Raw genomic sequence first — 9,348 nt, forward strand, 5'->3', positions numbered from 1 at the left:
AAGCCCGGAGCAGCGCCCCTCTAACCCTTAACACTCAACCCAAGACCCAAGCCCTAAGGACTCAGACCTCCTCAGCAGAGCCGCCGGCCGCAGCCAGCTTCTCCTTCGCCGAGGCGGAGAAGGCATGCGCCTTCACCTGCAGCGCGACCGACACCTCGCCGGTGCCGAGCACCTTGACCAGCTCGTTGTCGCGGACCGCGCCCTTGGCGACCAGGTCCTCGACAGTGACCTCGCCGCCGGCCGGGTACAGCGCCGAGAGCTTGTCCAGGTTCACGACCTGGAACGTCACCTTGAACGGGTTCTTGAAGCCCCGCGCCTTGGGCAGGCGCATGTGCAGGGGCATCTGGCCGCCCTCGAAGCGGGCCGACACCTGGTAGCGGGCCTTGGTGCCCTTGGTACCGCGGCCGGCCGTCTTGCCCTTGGAGCCCTCGCCGCGACCCACGCGGGTCTTGGCGGTCTTGGCGCCCGGGGCCGGGCGGAGGTGGTGGACCTTCAGCGTCATGTCAGTCGACCTCCTCGACCTTGACGAGGTGGCGAACGGTGTGGACCATGCCCCGGAACTGCGGGAGGTCCTCCTTCACCACGGTGTCGTTGATCCGCTTCAGACCGAGCGACCGGAGGGTGTCCCGGTGGTTCTGCTTGGTCCCGATCTTGGAGCGGGTCTGCGTGATCTTCAAACGGGCCATGTCTCTCAGCTCCCCACACCGGCGCGGGCGCGCAGGAGGGCGGCCGGGGCCACGTCCTCCAGCGGGAGCCCGCGGCGAGCGGCGACTTCCTCGGGGCGCACCAGGCCCTTCAGAGCCGCCACGGTCGCGTGGACGATGTTGATCGGGTTGTCCGAGCCGAGCGACTTGCTCAGCACGTCGTGGATGCCCGCGCACTCCAGCACGGCGCGCACCGGGCCGCCGGCGATGACGCCGGTACCGGGGGCGGCCGGCTTCAGGAGAACGACGCCGGCGGCGCGCTCGCCCTGAATCGGGTGCGGAATCGTGCCCTGGATGCGGGGGACCTTGAAGAAGTTCTTCTTGGCCTCCTCGACACCCTTGGCGATCGCGTCGCGGACTTCCTTCGCCTTGCCGTAGCCGACGCCCACGGTGCCCTCGCCGTCGCCGACGATCACCAGGGCGGTGAAGCTGAAGCGGCGGCCACCGCGCACGACCTTGGCCACGCGGTTGATGGTGACGACGCGCTCGATGTGCGCCGACTTCTCAACCGGCGCCTGGTCGCCGCGACGGTCGCGACGCTCGCGGCGGTTGTTGCCGCCCTCGCCGCCACCCTGGTTGTTCTGCCCACCGAAGCCGCCTCCGCGGCGCTGCGGACCAGCCATCAGAGGCTCCTTCCGTTCGTAGTCTGAGTGCTCACAGGTCGAGCCCCGCTTCCCTCGCGCCGTCGGCCACCGCGGCCACCCGGCCGTGGTACTTGTTGCCGCCGCGGTCGAACACGACCGTGCCGACACCCTTGGCCTTGGCCCGCTCGGCGACGAGCTTGCCCACTTCCTTGGCCTTGGCGGTCTTGTCGCCCTCGCCGCCGCGCAGCCCGTCCTCCATGGTGGAGGCGGACGCCAGCGTCACGCGGGTGACGTCGTCCACGATCTGCGCGACCATGTGGCGCGCCGAACGGGTGACCACCAGGCGCGGACGCAGTGCCGTGCCGGAGACCTTCTTGCGGACGCGCAGGTGGCGGCGCTTGACCGCGTTGCGCTTCTTCGCCGGACCCTTGCCGATCTTGACTGCGAAAGCCATTACTTCTTCCCAGCCTTTCCGGCCTTGCGGCGGATGACCTCGCCGGCGAACTTGATGCCCTTGCCCTTGTACGGGTCGATCTTGCGCAGCTTCTTGATGTAGGCGCAGGTCTCGCCCACCAGCTGCTTGTCGATCCCGGACACGGAGAACTTGGTCGGGCTCTCCACGGCGAAGGTGATACCGGCGGGAGCCGGGACCGGAACCGGGTGGCTGTAGCCCAGGGCGAACTCGAGGTCCGAGCCCTTGGCGGTCACGCGGTAACCGACACCGGAGATCTCCAGGCTCTTGGTGTAGCCCTGGGTCACGCCGATGATCATGTTGTTGACCAGGGTGCGCGACAGACCGTGGCGCTCCTTGGCGATCCGCTCGTCGTTCGGGCGCGAGACGACCAGGTTGCCGTCCTCGCCCTTGGCGATCGTGATCGGGGCCACGACGGTGTGCGACAGGGTGCCCTTGGGTCCCTTGACGGTCACGTCCTGCCCGCTGATGGTGACGTCGACGCCGGTGGGAACCGGGATCGGCAGCCGTCCAATACGAGACATTGCTTCTCCTCCTTTCCCTTACCAGACGTAGGCGAGGACTTCGCCGCCGACGCCCTTGCGGGCGGCCTGGCGGTCGGTCAGCAGACCGGTCGAAGTCGAGATGATGGCGACGCCGAGTCCGCCCAGGACCTTCGGCAGGCCGGTGGACTTCGCGTAGACGCGCAGACCCGGCTTGGAGATCCGCTTGATCCCGGCGATGGAACGCTCACGGTTCGGGCCGAACTTCAGCTCGATGGTGAGGGACTTGCCCACCTCCGCGTCCTCGACCTTCCAGGAGGCGATGTAGCCCTCCTGCTTGAGGATCTCGCAGATGTGAGTCTTGATCTTGCTCGACGGCATGGTCACCTGGTCGTGGTACGCCGAGTTGGCGTTCCGCAGACGGGTGAGCATGTCCGCGATCGGGTCGGTCATGGTCATAGTCGGCCTGAGGCCTTCCTCGCCGTGGTATCCCCGCGCTGCTCACACTCTCCGATCAGAGTGCACATACGCGGGGACCTGCGGCGTGTAGTAGTTACCAGGAGCTCTTGGTGACGCCCGGCAGTTCGCCGGCGTGCGCCATCTCGCGCAGGCAAACCCGGCACAGGCCGAACTTGCGGTAGACCGAGTGCGGACGGCCGCACTTGGAGCAGCGGGTGTAGCCGCGCACCTTGAACTTCGGCTTTGCGAGAGCCTTGTTGATCAGGGCCTTCTTCGCCATGTGATCACGCCTCCTTGAACGGGAATCCGAGGAGGCGCAGCAGGGCGCGACCCTCGTCGTCGTTGCGGGCGGTGGTCACGACGGTGATGTCCATGCCGCGCACGCGGTCGATCTTGTCCTGGTCGATCTCGTGGAACATCGACTGCTCGTTCAGACCGAACGTGTAGTTGCCACGGCCGTCGAACTGCTTCGGCGACAGGCCACGGAAGTCGCGGATACGGGGCAGCGCGATCGACACCAGCCGGTCGCAGAACTCCCACATCCGGTCGCCGCGCAGGGTGACGTGCGCGCCGATGGGCTGGCCCTCGCGCAGCTTGAACTGCGCGATGGACTTGCGGGCCCGGGTGACGGTCGGCTTCTGGCCGGTGATCGCCGCCAGGTCCTTGACAGCGCCGTCCATCAGCTTGGAGTCGCGGGCGGCGTCGCCCACACCCATGTTGACCACGATCTTGGTCAGACCGGGGATCAGCATGACGTTCGGGAAGCCGAACTGCTCCTTGAGCGCCGGCGCGATCTCCTCGCGGTAGCGCAGCTTCAGACGCGGCTGCACCGAGGTCTCAGTCTCAGTCACGGTCATGTCAGATGTCCTTACCGGTGCGCTTGGCGTAGCGGACGCTGCGCGTGACGGTCTTCTTGGAACCGTCGGCGAGCGTGCGCTCCTCCTCCACGCGGCGGTAGCCCACGCGCGTGACGACCTTGGCGCCCTCGTGCTCGACGACCAGCATCACGTTGGAGACGTGGACCGGGGCCTCGATCGTGATGATGCCGCCGGTCTTGCTCCCGCGGACGGACTGGCCGACCTTGGTGTGCTTCTTGATCCGGTTGACGCCCTCGACGAGGACCTTCGAGGTCTCCGGGAAGGCCTGGATGACCTTGCCCTGCAGACCCTTGTCCTTACCGGTGATGACCTGGACCAGGTCACCCTTCTTGATGTTCATCGACGCCATGGCTTACAGCACCTCCGGGGCGAGCGAGACGATGCGCATGTAGCGCTTCTCGCGCAGCTCGCGGCCCACCGGGCCGAAGATGCGGGTCCCGCGCGGGTCCCCGCCGTCCTTGATCAGGACGGCCGCGTTCTCGTCGAAGCGGATGTACGAGCCGTCCGGACGCCGGCGCTCCTTGACGGTGCGCACGATGACGGCCTTGACGACGTCGCCCTTCTTGACGCCCGCGCCGGGCAGGGCGTCCTTGACGGTGGCGACGATGACGTCGCCGATTCCGGCGTAGCGGCGGCTGGAGCCACCGAGAACGCGGATGCAGAGGATTTCCTTCGCACCCGTGTTGTCGGCGACCCGGAGCCGCGACTCCTGCTGGATCACTTATCTATCTCCTTCGTCGTGCCGGTTCACAGGGGGCTGCCGAACGGTGCCGGCAGCTTTCCCCTGTGCCTGGCCGAACGGACTGGTTACTTGGCCTTCTCGAGAACCTCGACCAGGCGCCAGCGCTTGGTCGCCGAGGTCGGCCGGGTCTCCATGAGCAGAACGCGGTCGCCGACACCGGCGGTGTTCTGCTCGTCGTGGGCCTTGAGCTTGGTGGTGCGGCGCACGACCTTGCGGTACTTCGGGTGCTTCTTGCGGTCCTCGACCTCGACGACGATGGTCTTCTCCATCTTGTCGCTGACGACGTACCCCTCGCGCACCTTGCGCGCGCCACGCTCCTCGGTGGTCTCCACCGTCTGCTCGCTCACTTCGCCTCCTCAGTACTGATGCCGAGCTCACGCTCTGTCATCAAGGTGTAGATGCGAGCGATGTCCTTCTTCACGGCGCGCATGCGGCCGTGGTTCTCAAGCTGGCCGGTGGCCTGCTGGAAGCGGAGGTTGAACAGCTCCTCCTTGCTCTCACGGAGCTTCTCCAGCAGTTCGGCGTCGCCGAGCTCGCGCAGTTCGCGCGCGGTGGTCCCGGTCGCCATCAGATGTCACCTGCCTCACGCTTGATGATCCGGCACTTGAGCGGGAGCTTGTGCGTGGCGCGAAGCAGAGCCTCGCGAGCGCGCTCCTCGTTCGGGTACGAGAGCTCGAAGAGCACTCGGCCGGGCTTGACGTTCGCGACCCACCACTCGGGCGAACCCTTACCGGAACCCATGCGGGTCTCGGCCGGCTTCTTGGTCAGCGGACGGTCCGGGTAGATGTTGATCCACACCTTGCCACCACGGCGGATGTGCCGGTTGATGGCGATACGGGCGGACTCGATCTGCCGGTTGGTCACGTACGCCGGGGTCAGCGCCTGGATGCCGTACTCGCCGAACGCCAGGTTGTTGCCGCCCTTGGAGGCGCCGGAGCGACCGGGGTGGTGCTGCTTGCGGTGCTTGACCCGCCGAGGGATCAGCATCACGCCTCCTTAGACTCGGTAGCGGCCGGGGCCTCGGCGGCGGCCGGAGCCTGCGCCTGGGCCGGAGCCTGGGACTGCTGGCCGCCGCCACCGCCGCCGTCGCGGCGCGGACCGCGTCCGCCGCCGCCACCGTCACGGCGCGGGCCACGGCCGCCGTCGCGACCGCCGTCACGGCCGCCGCCGCGGCGGTCGCCGCCGTCGCGGGACGGACGCCCGGCGCGGGCCTCGGCGGCGTTCAGCGCACGCTGAGCCGACAGCGAGGTGACATCGCCCTTGTAGATCCAGACCTTCACGCCGATGCGGCCGAAGGTGGTCTTGGCCTCGTAGAAGCCGTAGTCGATGTTCGCCCGCAGCGTGTGCAGGGGCACGCGGCCCTCGCGGTACTGCTCCGAGCGGCTCATCTCCGCACCGCCCAGGCGGCCGGAGACCTGCACCTTGATGCCCTTGATGCCGGACTTCATGGAGGACTGGATCGCCTTGCGCATCGCGCGGCGGAACGCCACGCGCTGGGCCAGCTGCTCCGCGATGCCCTGCGCGACCAGCTGAGCGTCGCTCTCGGGGTTGCGCACCTCGAGGATGTTCAGCTGGACCTGCTTGGCGGTCAGCTTCTCGAGCTTGCCGCGGATGCGGTCGGCCTCGGCGCCGCGGCGGCCGATGACGATGCCCGGACGCGCGGTGTGGATGTCGACGCGGACGCGGTCACGCGTGCGCTCGATCTCCACCTTCGAGATGCCGGCGCGGTCCATGCCCTCGGTCATGAGGCGGCGGATCGCGACGTCTTCCTTGACGTAGTCCTTGTACAGCTTGTCGGCGTACCACCGGGACTTGAAGTCCGTGGTGATGCCGAGGCGGAACCCATGCGGGTTAACCTTCTGGCCCACTATCGGGTCCTGCCCTTCTGCGCGACGCCCGCGGTCTCCTGGACCACGATCGTGATGTGCGAGGTCCGCTTGCGGATGCGGTAGGCGCGGCCCTGGGCACGCGGCCGGAACCGCTTCAGGGTCGGGCCCTCGTCCACGTAGGCCTCGCTGATGACCAGCGAGCCGCGGAGCTGCTTGTTGTTGCGCGCGTTGGCGGCAGCCGACGCGACGCACTTGAAGACCGGCTCGGCGGCGGCGTACGGCGCGAAGCGCAGGGTGTCCAGCGCCTGCTCGACGTCCTGGCCGCGGACCATGTCCACGACCCGGCGCACCTTCATGGCGGTCATGCGGATGTTCTTCGCCTGGGCAATGGCCTCATTGCCCGCGAGGTCCTTGGCCTTGTTCTCAGCCACGGCGCGACCTCCGATCGTCCTTCACGTGACCCTTGAACGTGCGGGTCGGGGAGAACTCGCCCAGCTTGTGGCCGACCATGGCCTCGGTGATGAACACCGGGACGTGCTTGCGGCCGTCGTGCACGGCGATGGTGTGACCCAGCATGTCCGGCACGATCATCGAGCGCCGGGACCAGGTCTTGATGACGTTCTTGGTGTTCTTCGCGTTCTGGGCGTCCACCTTCTTGATCAGGTGGGCGTCCACGAAGGGACCCTTCTTGAGACTGCGCGGCATCTAAACCTCCTCCTAGCGCTTCTTGTTGGTCTTGCGGCGGCGGACGATGTACTTGTCGGAGGCCTTGCCCGGCTTGCGGGTGCGGCCTTCCTTCTGACCCCACGGGGACACCGGGTGGCGGCCACCGGAGGTCTTGCCCTCGCCACCACCGTGCGGGTGGTCGATCGGGTTCATCGCGACACCGCGGACGGTCGGGCGCTTGCCCTTCCAGCGCATGCGGCCGGCCTTGCCCCAGTTGATGTTCGACTGCTCGGCGTTGCCGACCTCGCCGACCGTGGCCCGGCAGCGCAGGTCGACGTTGCGGATCTCGCCGGAGGGCAGGCGCAGCTGCGCGAAGCCACCGTCCTTGGCGACGAGCTGCACGCTCGCGCCGGCGGACCGGGCCATCTTCGCGCCGCCGCCCGGACGGAGCTCGATCGCGTGGATCGTGGTACCGGTCGGGATGTTGCGCAGCGGCAGGTTGTTGCCGGGCTTGATGTCCGCGCCGGGACCGTTCTCGATCCGGTCGCCCTGGCTGATGTTCTTCGGTGCCAGGATGTAGCGCTTCTCGCCGTCCGCGTAGTGCAGCAGCGCGATGCGGGCGGTGCGGTTCGGGTCGTACTCGATGTGAGCGACCTTGGCCGGCACGCCGTCCTTGTCGTGGCGGCGGAAGTCGATCAGACGGTAGGCCCGCTTGTGGCCGCCGCCCTGGTGGCGCACGGTCACACGGCCGGTGCTGTTGCGACCGCCCTTGCTGTGGACCGGGACGACCAGCGACTTCTCCGGGGTGCTCCGGGTGATCTCGACGAAGTCGGCGACCGAGGAGCCGCGACGGCCCGGGGTAGTCGGCTTGTACTTACGGATGCCCATTAGGAAACCGGCCCTCCAAACAGCTCGATGCGGCCCTTCTTGCCGCCACCGGGGTTCGGGTCCACGGTCACGATCGCGCGCTTGGTGTCCTTGCGCTTGCCCACGCCGTAGCGCGTGCGCTTGCGCTTGCCCTGGCGGTTGATCGTGTTCACCGACAGGACCTTGACGTCGAAGATCTCCTCGACGGCCTCGCGGATCTGGATCTTGTTCGTGTCCGGGTGGACGACGAAGGTGTAGGTGTTCTGGTCCAGAAGGGCGTAGCTCTTCTCCGACACCACCGGCTTGATGATGATGTCGCGGGCCAGGACCGAGCGGTCAGCGAACTTGCTGCTCACGCGTCGCTCCCCTCAACTTCGAGGGAGCTCGCCACCGCGGTCGCGGACTTCCCCTTGGCGGGACCGGCGACGAACTGGTCGAAAGCGCCCTGGGTGAACACGACGGCGTCGTTGACGAGCACGTCGTAGGTGTTCAGCTGGCCGACGTCGATCAGGTGCACGGTCGGGACGTTGCGGAGGCTCTTGTAGGAGACCTCGTCGGTGCGCTGCAGCACGACCAGCACGCTCTTGTGCTCGGTCACGCCCTTGAGCAGCGCCACGGCGGACTTGGTGTTCGGCGTCGTGCCCTCCACCAGAGCGTCCACCACGATCACGCGGCCGTCGCGGGCCCGGTCCGACAGGGCACCGCGCAGGGCGGCGGCCTTCATCTTCTTCGGGGTGCGCTGGGCGTAGTCGCGCGGCACCGGGCCGTGGACGACGCCACCGCCGGCGAACTGCGGCGCGCGGGTCGAACCCTGACGGGCCCGGCCGGTGCCCTTCTGGCGGTACGGCTTCTTGCCGCCGCCGGACACCTCGCCGCGGGTCTTGGTCTTGTGCGTGCCCTGACGGGCCGCGGCCAGCTGGGCCACCACGACCTGGTGGATCAGCGGGATGTTGGTCTGGACGTCGAAGATCTCGCCGGGGAGGTCGACGGAGACAACCTGCGTCATGGTCAGGCTCCCTTCTTGACCGAGGTCTTGACCAGGACCAGCCCGCCGTTGGGGCCGGGGATGGCACCCTTGACCAGGATCAGGCCCTTCTCGGCGTCCACGGCCTGGACGGTGAGGTTCTGGACGGTCACGCGCGCCGAGCCCATGCGGCCGGCCATGCGGACACCCTTGAAGACGCGACCGGGGGTCGCGCAGGCGCCGATGGAACCGGGCGAACGGTGCTTGCGCTGCACGCCGTGGCCCGCGCCGAGGCCCCGGAAGTTGTGGCGCTTCATGACACCGGCGAAGCCGTGGCCCTTGGAGGTGCCGGAGACGTCCACGATCTGACCGGTCGTGAAGGTCTCGGCGGTGATCTCCTGGCCGAGCTCGTACTCGGCGGCGTCGGTGGTGCGGATCTCCACGGTGTAGCGGCGCGGCGTGACGCCGGCCTTCGCGAAGTGGCCGGCCTCGGGCTTGGTCACCTTGGTCGGCTTCACGGCACCGTAGGCGATCTGCACGGCCTCGTAGCCGTCGATCTCCTGCTTGCGGATCTGCGTCACGACGCACGGCCCGGCCTTGACGACGGTCACCGGGACGACCCGGTTGTTCTCGTCCCAGACCTGGGTCATGCCGAGCTTCTCGCCCAGGACGCCCTTAATCTGCTTTCCCATGTGCCGGCC

Annotated in this window: 20 protein-coding genes; all 20 read right to left on the minus strand. The window is 68.0% G+C overall.

Annotated elements, in window-relative coordinates; all coding sequences use genetic code 11:
- Window positions 1-61: 61 nt before the first annotated feature.
- Window positions 62-502, minus strand: a complete 441-nt coding sequence (gene rplO, locus ABIA35_RS38455; protein WP_370337345.1) for a 50S ribosomal protein L15 — start codon at window positions 500-502, stop codon at window positions 62-64.
- A gap of 1 nt (window position 503) precedes the next feature.
- On the minus strand, window positions 504-686 hold the full coding sequence (rpmD, locus tag ABIA35_RS38460) for a 50S ribosomal protein L30 (RefSeq protein WP_012785176.1): 183 nt from the start codon (window positions 684-686) through the stop codon (window positions 504-506).
- 5 nt (window positions 687-691) lie between these two features.
- Window positions 692-1,327 carry a 30S ribosomal protein S5 gene (gene rpsE, locus ABIA35_RS38465; protein WP_370337343.1) on the minus strand — a complete coding sequence of 212 codons (636 nt, stop codon included), beginning with the start codon at window positions 1,325-1,327 and terminating at the stop codon, window positions 692-694.
- Window positions 1,328-1,358: 31 nt separating this feature from the next.
- Window positions 1,359-1,742 (minus strand): 50S ribosomal protein L18, encoded by a 384-nt coding sequence (gene rplR, locus ABIA35_RS38470; RefSeq protein ID WP_370337341.1) that lies wholly within the window; start codon window positions 1,740-1,742, stop codon window positions 1,359-1,361.
- On the minus strand, window positions 1,742-2,284 hold the full coding sequence (gene rplF, locus ABIA35_RS38475; protein ID WP_370337339.1) for a 50S ribosomal protein L6: 543 nt from the start codon (window positions 2,282-2,284) through the stop codon (window positions 1,742-1,744). The genes rplR and rplF overlap by 1 nt, the downstream gene beginning before the upstream one ends.
- An 18-nt stretch (window positions 2,285-2,302) precedes the next feature.
- A complete protein-coding gene (gene rpsH, locus ABIA35_RS38480; RefSeq protein WP_012785172.1) occupies window positions 2,303-2,701 on the minus strand; it encodes a 30S ribosomal protein S8 in 399 nt (132 codons plus the stop codon).
- A gap of 94 nt (window positions 2,702-2,795) precedes the next feature.
- On the minus strand, window positions 2,796-2,981 hold the full coding sequence (locus ABIA35_RS38485; RefSeq protein WP_012785171.1) for a type Z 30S ribosomal protein S14: 186 nt from the start codon (window positions 2,979-2,981) through the stop codon (window positions 2,796-2,798).
- A 4-nt stretch (window positions 2,982-2,985) separates the two neighbouring features.
- Window positions 2,986-3,558 carry a 50S ribosomal protein L5 gene (rplE, locus tag ABIA35_RS38490; protein ID WP_370337336.1) on the minus strand — a complete coding sequence of 191 codons (573 nt, stop codon included), beginning with the start codon at window positions 3,556-3,558 and terminating at the stop codon, window positions 2,986-2,988.
- A gap of 1 nt (window position 3,559) precedes the next feature.
- On the minus strand, window positions 3,560-3,919 hold the full coding sequence (gene rplX / locus ABIA35_RS38495) for a 50S ribosomal protein L24 (RefSeq protein WP_370337618.1): 360 nt from the start codon (window positions 3,917-3,919) through the stop codon (window positions 3,560-3,562).
- Window positions 3,920-3,931: 12 nt separating this feature from the next.
- Entirely contained in the window at window positions 3,932-4,300 is a 369-nt protein-coding gene (gene rplN / locus ABIA35_RS38500; RefSeq protein ID WP_012785168.1) for a 50S ribosomal protein L14, read from the minus strand.
- An 86-nt stretch (window positions 4,301-4,386) separates the two neighbouring features.
- The gene (gene rpsQ / locus ABIA35_RS38505) at window positions 4,387-4,668 is read right to left on the minus strand and encodes a 30S ribosomal protein S17 (RefSeq protein WP_370337334.1); all 282 of its coding nucleotides are present in this window, start codon (window positions 4,666-4,668) and stop codon (window positions 4,387-4,389) included.
- Complete coding sequence (gene rpmC / locus ABIA35_RS38510; protein WP_194896210.1) at window positions 4,665-4,889, minus strand: 50S ribosomal protein L29; 225 nt, start codon at window positions 4,887-4,889, stop codon at window positions 4,665-4,667. The genes rpsQ and rpmC overlap by 4 nt, the downstream gene beginning before the upstream one ends.
- The gene (rplP, locus tag ABIA35_RS38515; protein ID WP_012785165.1) at window positions 4,889-5,308 is read right to left on the minus strand and encodes a 50S ribosomal protein L16; all 420 of its coding nucleotides are present in this window, start codon (window positions 5,306-5,308) and stop codon (window positions 4,889-4,891) included. Before rplP ends, rpmC begins: the two co-directional genes overlap by 1 nt.
- Complete coding sequence (rpsC, locus tag ABIA35_RS38520) at window positions 5,308-6,189, minus strand: 30S ribosomal protein S3 (RefSeq protein WP_370337331.1); 882 nt, start codon at window positions 6,187-6,189, stop codon at window positions 5,308-5,310. Before rpsC ends, rplP begins: the two co-directional genes overlap by 1 nt.
- Window positions 6,189-6,581 (minus strand): 50S ribosomal protein L22, encoded by a 393-nt coding sequence (rplV, locus tag ABIA35_RS38525; RefSeq protein WP_012785163.1) that lies wholly within the window; start codon window positions 6,579-6,581, stop codon window positions 6,189-6,191. Before rplV ends, rpsC begins: the two co-directional genes overlap by 1 nt.
- The gene (rpsS, locus tag ABIA35_RS38530; RefSeq protein WP_370337329.1) at window positions 6,574-6,855 is read right to left on the minus strand and encodes a 30S ribosomal protein S19; all 282 of its coding nucleotides are present in this window, start codon (window positions 6,853-6,855) and stop codon (window positions 6,574-6,576) included. The genes rplV and rpsS overlap by 8 nt, the downstream gene beginning before the upstream one ends.
- 12 nt (window positions 6,856-6,867) lie before the next feature.
- Entirely contained in the window at window positions 6,868-7,704 is an 837-nt protein-coding gene (gene rplB / locus ABIA35_RS38535; protein ID WP_370337327.1) for a 50S ribosomal protein L2, read from the minus strand.
- Window positions 7,704-8,039 carry a 50S ribosomal protein L23 gene (gene rplW, locus ABIA35_RS38540; RefSeq protein ID WP_370337325.1) on the minus strand — a complete coding sequence of 112 codons (336 nt, stop codon included), beginning with the start codon at window positions 8,037-8,039 and terminating at the stop codon, window positions 7,704-7,706. The genes rplB and rplW overlap by 1 nt, the downstream gene beginning before the upstream one ends.
- Complete coding sequence (gene rplD, locus ABIA35_RS38545; RefSeq protein WP_370337323.1) at window positions 8,036-8,689, minus strand: 50S ribosomal protein L4; 654 nt, start codon at window positions 8,687-8,689, stop codon at window positions 8,036-8,038. Before rplD ends, rplW begins: the two co-directional genes overlap by 4 nt.
- A gap of 2 nt (window positions 8,690-8,691) precedes the next feature.
- Window positions 8,692-9,339 (minus strand): 50S ribosomal protein L3, encoded by a 648-nt coding sequence (rplC, locus tag ABIA35_RS38550; RefSeq protein WP_370337320.1) that lies wholly within the window; start codon window positions 9,337-9,339, stop codon window positions 8,692-8,694.
- Window positions 9,340-9,348: the final 9 nt, after the last annotated feature.

Origin of the sequence: Catenulispora sp. MAP12-49 (genome assembly GCF_041262705.1) — a bacterium.
Classification (GTDB): Bacteria; Actinomycetota; Actinomycetes; order Streptomycetales; family Catenulisporaceae; genus Catenulispora.

What these genes read in the sequence shown, in the direction of transcription:
- rplO (WP_370337345.1), bottom strand. Translation starts at nt 502, where the DNA reads ATGACGCTGAAGGTCCACCACCTCCGCCCGGCCCCGGGCGCCAAGACC.
- rpmD (WP_012785176.1), bottom strand. Translation starts at nt 686, where the DNA reads ATGGCCCGTTTGAAGATCACGCAGACCCGCTCCAAGATCGGGACCAAG.
- rpsE (WP_370337343.1), bottom strand. Translation starts at nt 1,327, where the DNA reads ATGGCTGGTCCGCAGCGCCGCGGAGGCGGCTTCGGTGGGCAGAACAAC.
- rplR (WP_370337341.1), bottom strand. Translation starts at nt 1,742, where the DNA reads ATGGCTTTCGCAGTCAAGATCGGCAAGGGTCCGGCGAAGAAGCGCAAC.
- rplF (WP_370337339.1), bottom strand. Translation starts at nt 2,284, where the DNA reads ATGTCTCGTATTGGACGGCTGCCGATCCCGGTTCCCACCGGCGTCGAC.
- rpsH (WP_012785172.1), bottom strand. Translation starts at nt 2,701, where the DNA reads ATGACCATGACCGACCCGATCGCGGACATGCTCACCCGTCTGCGGAAC.
- ABIA35_RS38485 (WP_012785171.1), bottom strand. Translation starts at nt 2,981, where the DNA reads ATGGCGAAGAAGGCCCTGATCAACAAGGCTCTCGCAAAGCCGAAGTTC.
- rplE (WP_370337336.1), bottom strand. Translation starts at nt 3,558, where the DNA reads ATGACCGTGACTGAGACTGAGACCTCGGTGCAGCCGCGTCTGAAGCTG.
- rplX (WP_370337618.1), bottom strand. Translation starts at nt 3,919, where the DNA reads ATGAACATCAAGAAGGGTGACCTGGTCCAGGTCATCACCGGTAAGGAC.
- rpmC (WP_194896210.1), bottom strand. Translation starts at nt 4,889, where the DNA reads ATGGCGACCGGGACCACCGCGCGCGAACTGCGCGAGCTCGGCGACGCC.
- rplP (WP_012785165.1), bottom strand. Translation starts at nt 5,308, where the DNA reads ATGCTGATCCCTCGGCGGGTCAAGCACCGCAAGCAGCACCACCCCGGT.
- rpsS (WP_370337329.1), bottom strand. Translation starts at nt 6,855, where the DNA reads ATGCCGCGCAGTCTCAAGAAGGGTCCCTTCGTGGACGCCCACCTGATC.
- rplB (WP_370337327.1), bottom strand. Translation starts at nt 7,704, where the DNA reads ATGGGCATCCGTAAGTACAAGCCGACTACCCCGGGCCGTCGCGGCTCC.
- rplD (WP_370337323.1), bottom strand. Translation starts at nt 8,689, where the DNA reads ATGACGCAGGTTGTCTCCGTCGACCTCCCCGGCGAGATCTTCGACGTC.
- rplC (WP_370337320.1), bottom strand. Translation starts at nt 9,339, where the DNA reads ATGGGAAAGCAGATTAAGGGCGTCCTGGGCGAGAAGCTCGGCATGACC.